The organism is Hymenobacter aranciens (assembly GCF_030580865.1).
GTDB lineage: Bacteria > Bacteroidota > Bacteroidia > Cytophagales > Hymenobacteraceae > Hymenobacter > Hymenobacter aranciens.
The window spans coordinates 205767-221778 of sequence record NZ_JAUQSY010000009.1; the positions used below are offsets into that span (position 1 = coordinate 205767).

At 57.2% G+C, this 16012-nt stretch carries 14 protein-coding genes; 11 read left to right on the forward strand and 3 right to left on the reverse strand.

What is annotated here, in order from left to right:
• Positions 1-81: 81 nt before the first annotated feature.
• The 6 genes from Q5H93_RS15135 to Q5H93_RS15160 all read left to right on the forward strand — a co-directional run bounded on the left by Q5H93_RS15135 (position 82) and on the right by Q5H93_RS15160 (position 7675).
• The gene (locus tag Q5H93_RS15135; protein WP_305007429.1) at positions 82-1317 is read left to right on the forward strand and encodes an ATP-grasp domain-containing protein; all 1236 of its coding nucleotides are present in this window, start codon (positions 82-84) and stop codon (positions 1315-1317) included.
• A gap of 94 nt (positions 1318-1411) precedes the next feature.
• Positions 1412-2509: a carboxylate-amine ligase gene (locus tag Q5H93_RS15140; protein ID WP_305007431.1), complete on the forward strand. Its 1098-nt coding sequence runs from the start codon at positions 1412-1414 to the stop codon at positions 2507-2509.
• A gap of 120 nt (positions 2510-2629) precedes the next feature.
• Positions 2630-3451, forward strand: coding sequence for a type 1 glutamine amidotransferase (locus tag Q5H93_RS15145; RefSeq protein WP_305007432.1), 822 nt, complete (start codon positions 2630-2632; stop codon positions 3449-3451).
• Positions 3452-3563: 112 nt separating this feature from the next.
• Complete coding sequence (locus tag Q5H93_RS15150) at positions 3564-4757, forward strand: hypothetical protein (protein ID WP_305007433.1); 1194 nt, start codon at positions 3564-3566, stop codon at positions 4755-4757.
• Positions 4758-4810: 53 nt separating this feature from the next.
• Positions 4811-5317 carry a YkvA family protein gene (locus Q5H93_RS24220; RefSeq protein WP_369811036.1) on the forward strand — a complete coding sequence of 169 codons (507 nt, stop codon included), beginning with the start codon at positions 4811-4813 and terminating at the stop codon, positions 5315-5317.
• A 138-nt stretch (positions 5318-5455) separates the two neighbouring features.
• Positions 5456-7675, forward strand: coding sequence for a S46 family peptidase (locus tag Q5H93_RS15160; protein ID WP_305007434.1), 2220 nt, complete (start codon positions 5456-5458; stop codon positions 7673-7675).
• 114 nt (positions 7676-7789) lie between these two features.
• Here the strand turns inward: Q5H93_RS15160 and Q5H93_RS15165 are convergent, their stop codons facing one another.
• Complete coding sequence (locus Q5H93_RS15165; protein ID WP_305007436.1) at positions 7790-8545, reverse strand: glycosyltransferase family 2 protein; 756 nt, start codon at positions 8543-8545, stop codon at positions 7790-7792.
• Positions 8546-8650: 105 nt separating this feature from the next.
• On the opposite strand from Q5H93_RS15165, the gene Q5H93_RS15170 reads away from it, so the two are divergent.
• Both Q5H93_RS15170 and Q5H93_RS15175 read left to right on the forward strand, forming a co-directional pair.
• Entirely contained in the window at positions 8651-8950 is a 300-nt protein-coding gene (locus tag Q5H93_RS15170; RefSeq protein ID WP_305007437.1) for a hypothetical protein, read from the forward strand.
• Positions 8951-8998: 48 nt separating this feature from the next.
• Positions 8999-9883, forward strand: a complete 885-nt coding sequence (locus Q5H93_RS15175) for a LysM peptidoglycan-binding domain-containing protein (RefSeq protein WP_305007439.1) — start codon at positions 8999-9001, stop codon at positions 9881-9883.
• Between the two features lie 80 nt (positions 9884-9963).
• On the opposite strand, the gene Q5H93_RS15180 is transcribed toward Q5H93_RS15175, so the two are convergent.
• On the reverse strand, positions 9964-10836 hold the full coding sequence (locus tag Q5H93_RS15180; RefSeq protein ID WP_305007440.1) for an SDR family oxidoreductase: 873 nt from the start codon (positions 10834-10836) through the stop codon (positions 9964-9966).
• 192 nt (positions 10837-11028) lie between these two features.
• Here Q5H93_RS15180 and Q5H93_RS15185 point away from each other — a divergent pair, with 192 nt between their 5' ends.
• From Q5H93_RS15185 to Q5H93_RS15195, 3 genes are all read left to right on the forward strand, one after another.
• Positions 11029-11907: an NAD(P)-binding domain-containing protein gene (locus Q5H93_RS15185; RefSeq protein WP_305007441.1), complete on the forward strand. Its 879-nt coding sequence runs from the start codon at positions 11029-11031 to the stop codon at positions 11905-11907.
• Between the two features lie 33 nt (positions 11908-11940).
• The gene (locus Q5H93_RS15190; protein ID WP_305007442.1) at positions 11941-13209 is read left to right on the forward strand and encodes a BaiN/RdsA family NAD(P)/FAD-dependent oxidoreductase; all 1269 of its coding nucleotides are present in this window, start codon (positions 11941-11943) and stop codon (positions 13207-13209) included.
• Between the two features lie 103 nt (positions 13210-13312).
• Positions 13313-13771 (forward strand): PA2169 family four-helix-bundle protein, encoded by a 459-nt coding sequence (locus Q5H93_RS15195; protein ID WP_305007444.1) that lies wholly within the window; start codon positions 13313-13315, stop codon positions 13769-13771.
• 225 nt (positions 13772-13996) lie between these two features.
• On the opposite strand, the gene Q5H93_RS15200 is transcribed toward Q5H93_RS15195, so the two are convergent.
• Positions 13997-15997: a DEAD/DEAH box helicase gene (locus tag Q5H93_RS15200; protein WP_305007446.1), complete on the reverse strand. Its 2001-nt coding sequence runs from the start codon at positions 15995-15997 to the stop codon at positions 13997-13999.
• Positions 15998-16012: the final 15 nt, after the last annotated feature.

Consider the following 16012-nt stretch of genomic DNA (forward strand, 5'->3'; position numbering starts at 1 on the left):
TTTCAAATAGCTAAAGCGCCTCGCAGTCCGTAACTTTCCCATCACTCTCGCTTTCCTTTCACTAAGCAACAACACCCGACCATGAAAAAAATTGGCATCCTCTTCGGCCAGGAAAACACTTTCCCCCAGGCCTTTGTCGACCGCGTGAACGAAAAAGCACCGGCCGATATTCGCGCCGAGTTCGTCCAGATTGACCAGGTAGAGCAGCACGTTGCCAGCGACTACGCCGTTATTATCGACCGCATTTCGCAGGACGTACCCTTCTACCGCGCCTTCCTCAAGAATGCCGCTCTCATGGGTACGGCGGTGATTAATAACCCCTTTTGGTGGAGCGCCGACGAGAAGTTTTTCAACAACGCCCTGGCTGTGCGCCTCGGCGTGCCGGTGCCCAAAACGCTGCTGCTGCCCAGCAAGGAGCGCCCGACCGATACCAGCGAAAATTCCTTCCGCAACCTGGCGATGATGGACTGGGAGAAGGCCTTCCACCACATCGGTTTCCCGGCCTACATGAAGCCCCACTCCGGCGGTGGCTGGAAAAGCGTGTACAAGCTGCACTCGCCCGAAGACTTCTTCCGCGCCTACGACGAAACCGGCCAGCTGGTAATGCTCTTCCAGGAATCGGTGGACTTCACCGATTATTTCCGCTGCTACTGCATTGGTGGCAAGGAAGTTCTCATCATGCCCTACGAGCCGCGCAATGAGCCGCACCTGCGCTACGCCACCGAAATGAAAACCACCGGCGACGCGGGCAAAAAGCTGCTCGCCACGATGAAAGACTACGTGCTGAAGCTCAACGCTGGCCTCGGCTACGACTTCAACACCGTAGAATTTGCCGTGCGCGATGGTATCCCGATGGCCATCGACTTCGGCAACCCTGCTCCCGACGCCGACGTGAATTCGGTAGGCCAGCACAATTTCGAGTGGGTAGTGGAAGCCGCTGCCAATATGGCCATTGAGCGCGCCAAAGCCCAGGTGCCGGGCCAGGACAACCTGACCTGGGGCACCTTCGTGCATCCGCACCGCGCCGCTGCCGGCAGAGTGTCCATCGAAATGGGTGAACCCATTGCCCCGGCCGCCAAAAAACCCGCTGCTCCTAAGGCGCCGGCCGCCGCTAAGCCGGCTGCCCCGGCTACGACTGCAGCCCCGAAAGCTGCCGCTGCCCCCAAAGCCCCGGCCGCCGCTAAGCCCGACGCTGCTCCCAAGGCTGCCGCAGCTCCAAAACCAGCAGCCCCCAAGGCCCCGGCAGCTCCGAAAGCCGCTGCTGCCCCCAAGGCCCCGGCAGCCCCGAAAGCCAAAGCTGCTCCGAAAACCAAATAATTTTCAATCAGCAACTACGCCCGCGCTGCGGTGGACTTTACCACGCGGCGCGGGTGTAACTGGTGCGCCCGTATTTCCCCGTTGACTCATGGCTATGCCCACGTTTACCCTCGGAATCGAGGAAGAATTTCAGACCATTGACCCGGTGACGCGGGAACTGCGGTCGCACATGTCGAAAATCGTGGAGGATGGCAAAATCACCCTGCATGAGCAGGTGAAAGCCGAGATGCACGAAGCCGTGGTCGAAGTCGGCACCAATATTTGCAAGAATATCGACGAAGCCCGCACCGATGTTATTCACCTACGCCGCAAGGTAATTGAGCTTGCTGATAATGTGGGGCTTAAAATTGGCGCTGGTGGCACTCACCCTTTCTCGCGCTGGCAGGAACAGACCATCACACCCGACGCCCGCTACGATAAAATCGTGGAGGAGCTGCAGGAGGCCGCTCGCTCCAACCTGGTTTTTGGCATGCACGTGCACGTAGGCATCGAAAACCGCGACGTGGGTGTGTATATGATGAATGCATTGCGGTATTTCCTGCCGCACTTGTTTGCCCTGAGCACCAACTCGCCCTTCTGGGAAGGCCGCGAAACCGGCTATAAGTCATTCCGCACCAAGGTGTTCGAGCGTTTCCCGCGCACGGGTATTCCGGGTTTCTTCCACAGCGCCAGCGACTACGACGAGTTTATTGCGCTGCTGATTAAAACCGGCTGCATCGACAACGGCAAGAAAATCTGGTGGGATATTCGTCTCCACCCTTTCTTCGACACCATCGAATACCGCATCTGCGACCAGATGATGCGTACCGATGAAACGATTGCCGTGGCCGCCATCATGCAGGCACTGGTAGCGAAGATTTACAAGCTCAAGCTTCAGAACCTGAACTTTCGCGTCTACCGTAGTGCCCTCATCAAGGAAAACAAGTGGCGGGCTGCTCGCTACGGGATTGACGGCCAAATGATTGATTTCGGCTCGCAGGAGGAGAAGCCGACCCGCAACCTGATTCTGGAGCTTCTCGATTTTGTGGACGACGTGCTCGACGACCTCGGCAGCCGCCATGAGGTAGAATACGTACTGAAAATGATGGAGATGGGCACCGGTGCCGACCGTCAGCTACGCGTATTCCGCGAAACCGGCGACCTCACGAAAGTAGTCGATTACATCATTTCGGAAACTGCGCAGGGTTTGTAGCTGTTCCTTAACTTCCCCCAGAAACGCCAGCCATTGGTTGGCGTTTCTGTTTTTTCTTAACCATGTGGTTTAGCAGCATCCCCTTTTAGCTGTTGAAATACATTTTATCAATTACATCCTATGAGCCTGATTCGGGTCGCCATTCTGGATATGTACAATAATTTCCCCAATGAGGGAATGCGCTGTATTCGTCAACTATTAGACCGCGCCCAGCTTGATAATGGCGTGACCTTTCAAACCGATATATATAACGTGCGGGTAACCGACGAAGTACCCGGTTTGGATTACGATTTTTACATCTCAACTGGTGGGCCAGGTAGCCCACTGGCTACCGACGATTTGTGGGAAAGCCGGTACTTTGCTTTCATCGACAAGCTGTTGCAGCACAACAAAATTAGCGAGCAAAAGAAACATTTGCTGTTGATTTGTCACTCGTTCCAGTTGGTTAGCCGCCACTTAGGCATTGGCACTGTTTCGAAACGCAAGTCCACTTCCTTTGGTGTGCTGCCGGTTCACCTCACTGCCGACGGTTTGCAGGAGCCCGTTTTGCAACACTTGACCAATCCTTTTTACGCCGTTGATTCACGCGATTACCAATTGGTAAACGTGGACATGAACCGGTTGGAGGAATTAGGCGCAACGGTGCTTTGTCTCGAGAAGGAACGCCCGCATATTCCACTGGCCCGGGCAGTGATGGCAGTGCGCTTTACCGACGAAATCATTGGCACTCAATTTCATCCTGAGGCCGATGGTGAAGGAATGTTGCGCCATATGCTGACTGATGTGCGCAAGCAGCAGGTAATTGATGAGCACGGCGAGGCTAAGTACCACGAAATGGTACAGTTGCTTTCTGACGCCAGTACCATTGAATACACGGAATCAGTTATTGTTCCAACTTTTTTGCGGCGGGCTATTGCGCAGGTTCGTGAGTTGGTAGCCTGACGGCAATTAAATTAACCCTTTTAATAATTAGCTCAATCAGAGTGGTTGCTAATTAGTATCTGCTTCTCATTGCTCAACGCTGGAATTTATTTTCACCCGTCTTCCTTCAATCATGATTCCTGCTGTTCGCCAAGCCTATAATGCCGCATTTACGACTGAAAAGTACCAGGCCATGCTCGCCGATGTAGAGGCAAGACTGCCTGGACAGCTGGAATTCAGATTGGCAGAAACTCCGATTTTTGTACCGGCGGCGTTGCGTGATAAATTAATTCAGGCCGGCCAGGATATTATCCGCGTTATTCAGCGGCCCGATTTTAAAGAATTGACGGAGGCGGCTATTCCTGCGAAACAGCGAGTGCCCAATGAGGACGCTCATCCCACTTTCCTCACGTTTGACTTTGCCATTTGCCGCGATGCGCAGGGTGAGTTGGAGCCACAGCTAATTGAAATGCAAGGCTTCCCATCACTTTATGCTTTCCAAACCTGGCAGCCAGGCTCTTATGCGCGGCAGTTTGAAATTCCGGATTCGGTTACTCCTTATTTTGAGGTGAGTAATCATGCAGAATATGAGGCCGAAATGCGTCAGGTTCTGCTTGGCGATGCGCAACCGGAGGAAGTCATTTTGCTGGAATTATTTCCTGAAAAGCAAAAGACGCGCATTGACTTTGCGCTCACTAAACAATTCTGGGGTATTGAGGCAGTTTGCTTAACGAAAATTCGCAAGCGGGGCCGACAATTATTTTACGAGAAAGACGGACGCGAAATCCAGATTAAGCGCATCTACAACCGAATTATTTTTGATGAGCTGGACCGCTATCCGGACCTGCAAACCGAATACCATCTCACTGATGATGTTGAAATGACCTGGGTGGGCCATCCGAACTGGTTTTTCCGCATTAGCAAATTTACTTTACCGCTGATTGATAGCCAGTATTCGCCGCCCAGCTATTATTTACAGGATTTGACCACCTATCCTGCCGACCTGGAAAACTACGTCCTGAAACCCTTGTTTTCGTTCGCTGGCGCTGGGGTAAGGCTGCACATCACGGCGGCCGATTTGGATGCGCTGCCCGACAAGCACAATTACTTGTTGCAGCGCAAAGTCACGTACGAGCCGGTAATTGAAACCCCGGTGGGCGGCGTGAAATGCGAAATCCGACTGCTCTACGTGTGGCATCCCGGTGCGGCGCAGCCCCGGCTGCTGACGGGCCTGGGGCGCATGAGCCGGGGTGAGATGATTGGCGTGGCTTTTAACAAGGACAAAGACTGGGTGGGCGGTACGGCGCCGCTGTTTGAGAAAGGATAGCGACGAACCCACTTTACCCTGCTCGCGTAAGCCTTGCTTTAAACTTCCGGCTTATGTCAACGCTCTCTGAAAAAGGTCTGCGCCTTTCCAAAAACGCAGTGTTTAACGTCTTCATCAATCGGGCTACCAAGCTACTGGGTAAGCCGTTTAAGATAGTTACGGTACTGAATGAGGTTGCTGACAAGCTGACTTCTGAAGAAAGTAAGGACAACAAATTCAAGCAACTGCTCGACACGGCGCTGACGCTGGTGCGGCTGGTGCGCCGCTTCGTAAGCGGGGAATACCGCGAGGTGCGCACGGGCACGATTGTGTCGGGGCTGGCGGTGCTGCTCTATGTACTGTCGCCCATTGACTTGGTACCGGATTTTATTCCGGTGCTGGGCTTTCTGGATGACTTGAGTTTGATTAGCTGGTTTGTGGGCAAGTTTAGTGACGAAATTTCGCGCTTTCGCAAATGGGAGCAGGATGCAGCGGCGACGTTACCAGCAGCTGCTCAGGCCAATGCACCGGCGCAAGGCGACCTGGCCCAGCCGAGCGTGGCGCAATTGGGACATTCCTGAGTGTCTGATTAAAAAACTGACTTTAATGCACGAAAGCCCCGGCAACTGCCGGGGCTTTTTGCTGTCGTTGGCCTAATGCTGGCAGATAAGCCTTTTCCAGCCGTAATTTTGAGAAATTCCTCCACCCTGACCTTTTCCATGTTTCATTTCCTGCGTTCGGCAGCTTTTCTGGCGGCCTCTCTCCTGTTACTTCCCACTGCCGTATTTGCCGATGAAGGCATGTGGCTTCCCTTGCTGCTGAAGCAGCTGAATGAGGCCGACATGCAGAAAAAAGGTCTCAAGCTGAAGGCCGAAGACATTTACAGCATCAACAAAGGCAGCCTGAAGGATGCCGTGGTGCAGTTTGGCGGCGGCTGCACCGGCGAAATCATCTCGGACCAGGGCCTGCTGCTGACCAACCACCACTGCGGCTACGGCCAGATTCAGCAGCACTCGTCCGTAGAAAAAGACTACCTTACGAAGGGCTACTGGGCCATGACCCGCGCCGAGGAGCTGCCCAATCCCGGCCTGACGGCCACCTTCATCGTGCGGATGGAGGACGTGACCAACCAGGTGCTGGCGGGCATTGCACCGGGCACGGCCGAGGCCGAGCGCGAGAAACAGGTGCAGGCCAACGGGCAAAAAGTAGCGCAGGCCGCTACGCAGGGTACGCACTACCAGGCTTTTGTGCGGTCGATGTTTGGCGGCAACGAATACTATCTGTTTGTGACGGAAGTATTCCAGGATGTGCGGCTGGTGGGCGCACCGCCGAGCAGCATCGGCAAGTTTGGCGGCGACACTGACAACTGGGCCTGGCCGCGCCACACCGGCGACTTCAGCATTTTCCGCATCTACGCGGGGCCGGACAACAAGCCGGCGCCCTATTCGGCGCAGAACGTGCCGTTTAAGCCGCGTCACCACCTGCCAATTTCGCTGGCGGGCATCAAGCCGGGCGATTTTACGCTGGTTTTCGGCTTCCCCGGCCGCACCAATGAGTACCTGACTTCCTGGGGCGTGGATGAGGTGTATTCCGTCGACGACCCGGCGCGGGTGAAAGTGCGGACGGCGCTGCTTAAAATCTGGAACGAGGACATGCTGGCCTCCGATAAAGTGCGGATTCAGTACGCCGCCAAGTATGCCAGCATTGCCAACTACTGGAAGAAATGGCAGGGCGAAATGCGCGGCCTCAAAAAGCTGGACGCCGTGCAGCGCAAGCGCAATCAGGAAGTTGAGTTCACGAAATGGGTAGCGGCCGATGCTACCCGGCAAAGCACGTATGGCAACCTGCTCCCACAGCTGCAAGCCAATTACGCGCAGGAACGCGACTACGTGCTGGCCCGCGCCTACGTCACCGAGGCAGCTTTTGGCGTTGAATTACTACGCTTTGCTAACACATATGCTCCACTGCTCGATATGGTGGCCAGCAAAGCTTCAGCTACCGATATTAAGACACAGGCCGACAAAACGCGAACTGGTATCTCCAATTTCTTCCGCAACTACAACGCCCCGACCGACCAGAAAGTAGCGGGCGCACTACTGCGGATTTATGCCGAAGAAACGCCGGCCGCCCTGCTGCCCGAGTACGTGAAAACACTGAAGGCCCAGAATACAACGCCCACCGCCTGGCAGAATTTTGCCAACGAACTGTTTGCCAAAACCCGCCTTGCTACCGAAGCCAACGCCCAGAAAATGCTGGACGAAGTAGCGACCGGCAACACGGCCCTGCTCACTACCGACCCGGCTTACCAGCTGGCCAGCGCTATCCAAACCACCCTGCGCACTAAAATTCAGCCTACGTACCAGACGGCGGCTGACAACATTACGCTGCTGCAGCGCACTTACGTAGCAGGTCTGCGCCAGTGGCAGACCACGCGCAAGTTCTACCCTGATGCCAATTCTACTCTGCGCGTGGCCTACGGCCAGGTGGCTGGCTACCAACCCGCCGACGGTGTGCATTACGACTACTACACGACCCTCGACGGCATCATGCAAAAGGCCGACCCGAACAATCCGGAGTTCGAGGTTTCGCCCCGCCTGATGGAGCTATACCAGAAGAAAGACTATGGCCCCTACGCCGTGAATGGCACGGTGCCGGTGGCCTTCACAGCCACCAACCACACCACGGGCGGCAACTCGGGCTCGCCGGTTATCAACGGCCGGGGCGAGCTGATTGGCACCAACTTCGACCGCGACTGGGAAGGAACCATGTCGGACATTATGTACGACCCCGACCGCGTGCGCAACATTGCGCTTGATGTGCGCTACATGCTCTTTGTGGTGGATAAATTTGCCGGCGCCGGGCACCTCGTAAAGGAAATGACGCTGGTGGATGGCAAAGGCAAGGCGCTGGACGGCAAAGTGAAAATCAAGCAGAAATAAGCGCGGTTGCCCTGCCTCATCCGGCAGTCACGCAGTGAAGCATCCTTTCACGTTCGAACGATTGGTTCTGGCGAGAGAGGATGCTTCACTGCGTAGATAGGACGATTGAGAATATTACGGCCGCGCAATGCCCAGCTTTTCTAGCTGCCCGGCATATTTGTCATAAATAGCCCGTAAGTCAGCATTATGCTTCTCGGCATCAACGCCAATGCTAACGTTTTTCGTGTGAAAGCGGTGTAAATGACTGATGTGCGGGCACAGAACCGGCAGATGCCCCGCCAGCAGAAAGCGCACGTATAGGTCTAGGTCCTCGGCCATTTTCAACTCTTCATCGTAGCCGCCTACTTCCTCGAATAGCGCCCGGCTGTAGCACACGTTGCCCTGGATGAAATGCTCGGCCCGGAAAATGGCTTGCAGCATTTCGGTAGGCGAGTTGAAGCGCCATGCGTAATAATCTTCGCCGGGCAGGTATCGCCCATCTTCGTTCACGCGCAGGAAATCGGCTACCAGCCAGGGCTGGCCGGGGTGGGTTTCGATTTGGGCAGCGTAGTTGTGCAGGGTGCGCTGCAACAGAATATCGTCGTCGTCGAGCGGCACTACCCAGGCCTCGGGCGTGGTTTCGCGGATAAGGGCGTTGCGGGCGGGGCCGGCCAGCATCTTGCTGGCCGAGTGCCAGTAGCGCAACGGCGGGCCATCCTGGGCGGCGGCTTCGCGCAGGTAGGCAGTTGTGCCGTCGCGCGAGCCGTTGTCGTAGAGCAGGTGCTCGAAAGAGAAGTCAGAAGGAGCGCTGACGGTGGCCCGCACGCTGGCTACCGCCTCGGGTAGCAGGGCCCGGCGCTGGTGCGTGGGCGTGATGATGGCAAAGTGCATAGCCTGGTTTTCGGGCAGCGCGAACGAAAAGTTGCTACGGCGCAGCTAAAAAAAATTAACTTTCGGCCAGCGCCCGGCGTTTAGTCGGCTCCCGAATTTTGCTTTATGCCCACTTTTGTTGTTTCGCTGCGTCTGCCCGATGCTTTTGATGAGGACTTTATCGCGCTGATTCCGCGCCACCGGGCGGTTATCAACCGGCTGCTGTCCGAGAAAGTCATCGAAACCTACGCCATCAGTGCCGACCGCAGCCGCGGCTGGGTCACCATCAACGGCGACGACGAGGCCGCCGTGCAGGCCGTGGTGGAGCAGTTTCCGCTCTACCACTACCTGCATGGCGTGGAAATTGATGAGTTGTTTATTTTTGACAGCACCGCCTCGCGTTTTCCACTTATCAGCTTAAACTAAGTCGCTGGCGGGCAGCTCATACCTCTTGCCAGTCTTATCCTCGTCATTATGCCCCTCTTCCCTATTCGTCAAACCATTACCGCCGCCGGCTTGGCAGCATTACCGCTGGCTTCGCTGGCGCTGTTGAGCGCCGGTCCAGCCAGGTACCCCCAGGCGCCGAGCATCACCACAGAACAACTCACCAGCCGCATGAGCACCGCCATCGAAGGCTTGCGCTCCCTCCGCTGCACGGTGAAAGCCCAGGAGCGCATTGCCGGTAAAATCGTGCCCGCCCGCAGCCTGATGAAAATGACCTTCAAGCCTTTCCGGGTGTATGTCAAAAACCAGAAGGGCGTGGAAGTACTCTGGGTGACCGGCCAGAACGACGGCGATGCCTGGGTGTACCCGGCGTCTTTTCCTTACGTTACGCTCAGCCTCGACCCGCGCGGCAAGCTAATGCGTAGTGGCCAGCACCACACGGTATTACAGGCGGGTTTCGGTACTATTTCCGAGCTGCTGCGCACCACCGGCCTGCGGCAGGACGCTGCTTTCAGCCGCTCGTTCCGCTACGTGGGCGACAGCACCGTGCAGGGCCGCCCGGCCCACATCCTGCGCTCCGATTACCCACAATTTCGCTACGTGAGCTACAAGGCAGGTAAAAACGAAACCCTGAGCACCGTAGCCGAGCGTTTCGGCTGCGGCGAATACCGCGTGATGGAGCGCAACAACCTCGACGCCGACGAAAAAATCCCCGAAGGCAAAATACTACAAGTACCTAACTCCTACGGCCGTCGCACCATCCTCAGCGTCGATACCAAGACCTTTCTGCCCACTATGGTGCAGGTACACGACGATAAGGGCTTATTCGAGAAATTCGAGTTTACCGATGTGGTGCCCAACCAGAACATTCCGCTGGAGGAATTCTCAAAGGACTATCCAAGCTATAAAATCTGACCTCATCTCAAAACCGCAGATTCAAACGGATTTAGCGGGCGTATCCGTTTCATCCGCTAAATCCGTTTGAATCTGCGGTCCTAGCGGCGCATGGTTTTCTCAATCTGGTCCCACATTTCAGGGGTCAGCAGCTCCAGTTTGTTGAATTCACCGGCGCCGTTCAGCCACTCACCGCCGTCGATGGTTACGACTTCACCGTTCACATAGGCCGAGAAATCAGACACTAAGTAGGCGGCCAGGTTAGCCAGCTCCTGGTACTGGCCCACGCGTTTCAGCGGTACGCTGGCGGCCGGGTCGAGCTTGCTGGCCAGGGGCTCGGGGAAGAGGCGGCTCCAGGCGCCCTCCGTGGGGAAAGGGCCGGGCGCGATGGCGTTGGAGCGGATGCCGTATTTGGCCCACTCCACGGCCAGCGAGCGGGTCATGGCCAGCACACCGGCCTTGGCGGCGGCCGATGGCACCACGAAAGCAGAGCCTACCGAGGCGTAAGTGGTGACGATGTTGAGGACGGTGCCGGGCTTTTTGTCGGCAATCCAGCGCTTGCCCACGGCCAGGGTGCAGTTGTAGGAACCGCGCAGCACGATGTCCACAATCACATCGAAGGCCTTGTGCGACAGGCGCTCCGTAGGGCTAATAAAGTTGCCGGCGGCGTTGTTCAGCAGCACGTCCACGCCGCCGAACTCTTGGATGGTGCGCTCCAGCATATCCTCCACTTCGTTGTACTTGCGCACGTCGCAGGCGATGGGCAGCACGCGGCCGCCGGTTTGCTGGCGCAGCTCTTCGGCGGTTTTTTCGAGCACATCGAGCTTGCGGCTCGTAATGGTGACGTTGGCGCCGAGTTGCAGGAAGTAAGTGGTCATGGCGCGGCCCAGACCGGTGCCACCGCCCGTCACGATGATGGTTTTGCCCTGCAGGGCGTTGTCGCGCAGCATAGGTTGCGAGAATGGTGCGTTCATAAGGAAAAGGGTGGGATGAAGCCGGCACAGCCCGGCCCCCGAAGGTACTAGCTGCCGCCAGAAACGAATGAAGTCTGGCCGCGTTACAACCGTTGGAAGCACTAAACATCTATTTGCCAAGCCAAAATATAGTATTTAGTACTTTGTTAACTTTTTCGTAGTACTTTTGTGTTTCATTGTTGAGTTTACATCATGAGTCCTTCCCATTCCGGTAGTAGCTCATCCGACCAGGTCAGGCCCGAAAAACCAGTAGTATTGGTGCTGGGATGCGGTTGGTTGGGTATGGCGCTGGCCCGCGAACTGGTAGCCAGGGGCAGTCGGGTATTGGGCACTACTACCACGCCCGAGCAGTTGACCGTGCTGCGCGACGCCCGCATTGAAGCCCATTTATTGCGACTGGGAGCCGATTTTTCGAGCCCCGACGAAGCCCTGCTAGCTCAGCTGTTGCGTACTGCCGATGTGCTGGTACTCAACGTGCCGCCCCGTGCCGCTGCTGCCGGTGCCTACCCTGCGCTGCTGCGCCCCGTGCACCGGGCGGTGGCCGCCGCCGGTATTCGGAGTGTGCTGTTCGTCAGCTCCACCAGCGTTTATCCCGACGAGCCCCGCGTGATGCGCGAAACCGACGCCGTCAGCACCCGCGACGCGGCCTCCGACATCCTCCGGGCCGAAGGCCACTTCGTGCCGCGCTACGGCCAGTGGCGCAGTACGGTAGTGCGGCTGGGCGGCCTCATCGGCCCCGACCGCGCCCCCGGCCGCTTCCTGGCCGGCCGGCGCGATTTGCCCCAGGGCAATGCGCCCGTCAACCTCGTACATCTTACTGATGTCGTGGGCGTTATTACCGCCATCATCGAGCACGAAGTATGGGGGCACACCTTCAACGTGTGTGCCGCCAACCATCCTTCGCGCCGTGAATTCTACCCCGCCGCTGCACAGTACCTCAAGCTGGATTCGCCCACCTTCCGCGCCGAAACCGGCATCACCGGTAAAACCATCGACAGCAGCCTGGTGCGCGCCACCGTACCCTACCAGTTTCAGCACGACGACGTGCTGGCGGCCCTACCGTACTGCTAAATCAGGGCCTGCTGGCTGTCGTACCTTTGTTGGGTGAGTACTGAATTTCATTCGGCCCCGATAGTCGTGCTTGGCGGCGGCGCAGCGGGCTTTTTCGGCGCCATCGCCTGCGCCGAGGCCAACCCTGAAGTACCAGTTCTATTACTGGAAAAAACCGGCAAGCTCCTGAGCAAAGTGCGCATCTCGGGCGGCGGCCGCTGCAATGTGACGCACGCCTGCGACACCGCCGCCCAGCTCGTAACCCACTACCCAAGAAGCAATAAACAGCTCAAGTCAGGCTTTCAGCAATTCGGCGTAGCCGACACCATTGCCTGGTTTGCCCGGCGCGGCGTAACGCTCAAAACCGAAGCCGACGGCCGTATGTTCCCCAGCACCAATTCCAGCGAAACCATTGCCCAGGCGCTGGAAGATGCCGCCCGTAAGGCTGGCGTCCGCATTTATCAAAACGTGCAGGCTGATGCTATTGAACCGCTGACTGAAGGCGGCTTCCGCATGCAATTAAGTGGCAATGGGGCCAGTAACTTAGGCACTAATTTACAAGCATCACGCCTCCTGATAGCTACGGGCGGCAACCCCAAAAGCACGGGCTACGACTGGCTGCGTCGCCTCGGTCATCACATCGCCGAGCCCGTTCCTTCGCTTTTCACATTCAACGTCCCCGACTCGCCCTTACGCGAGCTGCCCGGCGTGAGCGTGCCCCATGCCCGCGTCGTGCTGGCCGGCGAAAAGCTCCAATACGAAGGCCCTCTGCTGGTTACGCATTGGGGCGTGAGTGGCCCAGCCGTGCTCAAGCTCTCAGCCTGGGGGGCCCGCCGCCTGAGCGAGCTCAATTATACAGGTACCGCGCTGGTCAGTTGGGTACCTACGCACACGGAAGAAACATTGCGGGGTTGGCTCCAGCAGTTCCGACAGGATAACGGCAAGAAAGTCATCGCTGTCAACCAGCAATTTGGCCTGCCTCAGCGCCTCTGGCGCACCCTCACCGAGCAGGCGGGCATTCCGGCCGAAATGCGCTGGAGCGACTTGCCCGCCAAGCTCCAGAACCGCCTGTTGGAATTCCTGCTCCGCACCCCACTAGCTGTGCGCGGCAAAACCACTTACAAGGAAGAATTCGTGACCTGCGGCGGCATTTCGCTGGCTGAAGTTGATTTCAAAACCATGCAAAGCCGACTGGTGCCCGGCCTGCATTTCGCTGGCGAAGTCCTTGACATTGACGGCATCACCGGCGGCTTCAACTTTCAGGCAGCCTGGACGACCGGCTTCCTGGCAGGCCGGGCCATGGCCACCGCCAGCAACTTATAATCACCAAGTCTTCATCTGAAAAGTGCAACCCCCGGCAGCGGCAGGCAGTAAAAGGACAATCCACATTGGATTTCCTTTTCACACCTACATTCCTCTTTCCACAATGGAAGCCAAAGCCACCCAAGCCCTGCTCAACGAGCTGGTAGAAACCCTCAAAGATGGTCAAAAAGGCTATGCCGAAGCCATGGTCGACGTAAAAGACGCCGACTTGAAAAGCACTTTCAAAGACCTGGCCGCCCAGCGTTCGAGCTACCTCAACGAACTGGAAGACCAGATGTTCAAACTCGACCTCAAAGTCGATACCAACGAAGGCGCCAAAGGTTCTATCACTGGTGCCGTACACCGCGCCTGGATTGACCTGAAATCGGCCGTGACGGGCCACGACCGCCACAGCATCCTCGCCGAGTGCGAGCGCGGCGAAGACTACGCCAAGAAGGCTTACCAAACGGCCCTCGCAGCTCAGGACCTGCCCAGCGGTGTAAAATCGGTCATCGAAAAGCAGTACCAAGGCGTGCAGCAAGCCCACGACCAAATCAAAGCCCTGCGCGACTCGTCCAACTAAGGACCGCAGATTCAACGGATTTTAACGGATGGAACGGATTTTTTGTGGTTCCACCCATTAATCGAAGTTAACATTAAACAAAAAGGCCACCCTATTTGGTGGCCTTTTTGTTTTTAACTAGCATTCACAAAAATAAAATAGCAGGTTAGTTTTCACAGCAGAGACTCAACGAGCAGACCCACAAAAAATCCGTTCCATCCGTTAAAATCCGTTAAATCTGCGGTCCTATTCGTCGAAGTTCTCGCGAGCCGGACGGGGAGCATCGTTGTCACGGGCGCCGCCGTAGCCGCCTTTGTTGCCGTAGGGCTTGCTACCGTAGCTAGGCTTGCTGCCATAGCTGGGTTTGCCGCCGCCATAGCCGCCTTCGCGGTTGCCGCCACCATAGCTGGGTTTGTTGCCGTAGCTGCTGCCACCGTCGCGGTTGCCTTTGTAGCCGCCGCCGTAGCTGCTGCCACCGCCACGGTTGAAGCCGCCACCGCCCTCGCGGCCACCTTTGTAGCCGCCGCCGTAGCCACCTTCGCGACGGTCACCGCCGAACGAGCGACGCTCGCCGCCCCGGTCGCCGCCGAAGCCGCCCGGGCCACCGCCACCGCGGTTGAAACCTTCGGCTTTGGCCTCGCCTTCCTGTACCGGCGTGGCGATGCTGAAGCTTACCGGCCGGCCCTGGATGCTAGTACGACCTAGCTGAGCTACAATTTCTTCGGCAAATTCCGAAGGCACTTCTACGAAGCTAAACTTGTCGTAGAGCGCGATGTCGCCCACTTTGGCGCCTTGCAGGTTGGTCGATTCCGAAATCAGGTCCACGATGTCGCGGGGATGCACCCGGTCCTTCTTGCCCATGGTCACGAACAAGCGGGTGAAACCAGCGCGGGCCGTGCCGGCCGCTTTGCTGGCGTCGAGGCTCTGCTGGGCGCTTTTCTCCTCTTTCATCGTCATTTTCAGCAAAGCTGCGGCGATGTCGAGTGAGGTGATTTCGTCGCCCTGGTCGAGCAGGCGCTGCACGCGGCCTACGTATTTCTCCAGGTTGCCCTTCTCCACAATTTCCTTGATTTGATTCAGGAACAGCGTGGTTTTCACTTCCGATACATCGGCAAACGACGGCACCTGCTCCAGCTTAATCTGGGCCTTGGTGAAGCGCATGATGTCGCGCAGCTTATAAATGTCGCGGCCGCTCACGAAGGTGAAGGCGCGGCCACTCTTGCCGGCGCGGCCCGTGCGGCCGATGCGGTGCACGTAATATTCCTCGTCGGCCGGCAGGTCGTAGTTGAACACGGCTTCCACGTTGTCTACGTCGATACCACGGGCGGCTACGTCGGTAGCTACCAGCACTTCCAGCGTGCCTTTGCGGAACTTATCGAGCGTGTTCTGGCGCTGCTGCTGGCCCATGTCGCCGTGCAGGCCTTCGGCGAAGTAGCCTTTGGCTTGCAGGTCGGCTACAATTTCGTCCACCATCCGCTTGGTGTTGGCGAAAACGAAGGTCGATTTCAGGTTGTACATGTCGAGCACGCGAGTGAGCACGTCCTTTTTCTGCGGACCGCGCACCTCGAAGTAGCTCTGCTCGATGTTGTTCACCGTCATGGCCTGGTGGTTCACCTTCACCACTTGCGGGTCGCGCTGGAAGCGCTTGGTGAGCTCCATGATGGGCTTGCTCATCGTGGCCGAGAAGAACACCGTCTGGCGGTCTTCGGGCATCTTGCTGAGCACGTACTCGATGTCCTCACGGAAGCCCATGTCGAGCATTTCGTCGGCTTCGTCGAGGATGATTTTGGTGGTTTTATCGAGCTTCAGCGTGCCGCGCTCGATATGGTCCATCACCCGGCCGGGGGTGCCGATAACGATTTGTACGCCGCGCTCCAGGGCGCGAAACTGCCGGTCGTAGCTGCTGCCGCCGTAAATCGGCACTACGGCCAGACCACGCTTGTATTTGCCCAGTTTCTGGATTTCACCGGATACCTGCACCGCCAGCTCGCGGGTGGGGCAGAGCACCAGTACCTGTACGTCGCGGCTGTCACCGTCCACGCCTTCGATGGCGGGAATGGAGAAGGCAGCGGTTTTACCGGTACCCGTTTGGGCCTGACCAATAACGTCTTTGCCAGCGAGCAGAGCCGGAATAGCGGCGGCCTGAATGGCCGAGGCTTCTTCGTAGCCCATCTCGGTGATGGCGCGTTGTACTTCCTCGGAGAGGTTCAGCTCGTCGAAACGAACCACAATTTTTTCAGCTTCCATGAATGTGGAATAGGA

What these genes read in the sequence shown, in the direction of transcription:
- Q5H93_RS15135 (WP_305007429.1), top strand. Translation starts at nt 82, where the DNA reads ATGAAAAAAATTGGCATCCTCTTCGGCCAGGAAAACACTTTCCCCCAG.
- Q5H93_RS15140 (WP_305007431.1), top strand. Translation starts at nt 1,412, where the DNA reads ATGCCCACGTTTACCCTCGGAATCGAGGAAGAATTTCAGACCATTGAC.
- Q5H93_RS15145 (WP_305007432.1), top strand. Translation starts at nt 2,630, where the DNA reads ATGAGCCTGATTCGGGTCGCCATTCTGGATATGTACAATAATTTCCCC.
- Q5H93_RS15150 (WP_305007433.1), top strand. Translation starts at nt 3,564, where the DNA reads ATGATTCCTGCTGTTCGCCAAGCCTATAATGCCGCATTTACGACTGAA.
- Q5H93_RS24220 (WP_369811036.1), top strand. Translation starts at nt 4,811, where the DNA reads ATGTCAACGCTCTCTGAAAAAGGTCTGCGCCTTTCCAAAAACGCAGTG.
- Q5H93_RS15160 (WP_305007434.1), top strand. Translation starts at nt 5,456, where the DNA reads ATGTTTCATTTCCTGCGTTCGGCAGCTTTTCTGGCGGCCTCTCTCCTG.
- Q5H93_RS15165 (WP_305007436.1), bottom strand. Translation starts at nt 8,545, where the DNA reads ATGCACTTTGCCATCATCACGCCCACGCACCAGCGCCGGGCCCTGCTA.
- Q5H93_RS15170 (WP_305007437.1), top strand. Translation starts at nt 8,651, where the DNA reads ATGCCCACTTTTGTTGTTTCGCTGCGTCTGCCCGATGCTTTTGATGAG.
- Q5H93_RS15175 (WP_305007439.1), top strand. Translation starts at nt 8,999, where the DNA reads ATGCCCCTCTTCCCTATTCGTCAAACCATTACCGCCGCCGGCTTGGCA.
- Q5H93_RS15180 (WP_305007440.1), bottom strand. Translation starts at nt 10,836, where the DNA reads ATGAACGCACCATTCTCGCAACCTATGCTGCGCGACAACGCCCTGCAG.
- Q5H93_RS15185 (WP_305007441.1), top strand. Translation starts at nt 11,029, where the DNA reads ATGAGTCCTTCCCATTCCGGTAGTAGCTCATCCGACCAGGTCAGGCCC.
- Q5H93_RS15195 (WP_305007444.1), top strand. Translation starts at nt 13,313, where the DNA reads ATGGAAGCCAAAGCCACCCAAGCCCTGCTCAACGAGCTGGTAGAAACC.
- Q5H93_RS15200 (WP_305007446.1), bottom strand. Translation starts at nt 15,997, where the DNA reads ATGGAAGCTGAAAAAATTGTGGTTCGTTTCGACGAGCTGAACCTCTCC.